Origin of the sequence: Micrococcus sp. HSID17227, assembly GCF_003989405.1 — a bacterium.
In the GTDB taxonomy this organism is placed as follows: Bacteria; Actinomycetota; Actinomycetes; order Actinomycetales; family Micrococcaceae; genus Micrococcus; species Micrococcus luteus.
This window is the reverse complement of sequence record NZ_RBLN01000528.1, coordinates 1-808: the sequence shown is the minus strand read 5'-3', so window position 1 is coordinate 808 and position 808 is coordinate 1. Positions and strand designations below refer to the sequence as shown.

Here is an 808-nt window from a genome sequence, read left to right as displayed (position 1 = left end):
ACGGCAGATGATGATGCTCGGACATCGGAGCGCACCTTTCTGTACGACGACGACCGGAAAAGAGGGTGCTGTGACTCTATCGGTAGGTCGATAAAATGAGCAGGGCGGGTCACGTATGAGCGGACGCCCGCTGGCGGGGCGCCCAAAGGCTCATGCCACCATTGAGTCCGTGGCAAGCAAGCGAGGCAAGCAGACCGTCCGGGACATGATCCTGTCGATGCTCGTGATCACCGCAGTGGCGGGCGTCGTCTACCTCTTCATCCCGCACGACGACAAGGCCGACCCGATCAAGGCGGTCGACTACCGGGTCGAGCTCGCGACGACCCGCCGTGCCGCGCCGTACCCGGTGGCGGCCCCGGACGGCCTGTCGAAGGGCTGGAAGCCCACCTCCGTCTCGTACGAGGGCCGTGACGGCGCCGGCTGGCACCTGGGCTCCCTCGACCCGGACGACAGGTACGGCGCCGTGGAGCAGTCGACGGCCCCGGCGAAGAAGCACGTGCCCGGGGCCAGCCGTGACGCCGAGAACACCGGGCGCACGCGCGAGGGGTCGGGCCGGGCCTGGGAGGTCTGGGAGGGGCCGAAGTACGACGCCCTCGTCCTGCACGCCGAGGGCGTGACGACGGTCGTCACCGGATCGGCCCCGTCGGACCGGCTTGCCGAGATGGCCGCCGCGCTGCAGACGGATCCGGCCGCCACCGCTTCCGAGGCTCCCGCCGCCTCCTCCTGGCAGCCCGCGGGTCCGGGCGGCCGTGTGGCGGCCCCGCCCGGACCGGAAACCGTGAGAGCCCCGCGACGCCGAGCGTCGCGG

Annotated in this window: 1 protein-coding gene; it reads left to right on the top strand. The window is 71.2% G+C overall.

Features of this window, described 5'->3' with window-relative positions; translation table 11 throughout:
* Positions 1–169: 169 nt before the first annotated feature.
* Positions 170–808, top strand: a 639-nt coding sequence (locus tag D8M29_RS13100; RefSeq protein ID WP_238693433.1) for a DUF4245 domain-containing protein, incomplete at its 3' end; no start/stop codon positions are given.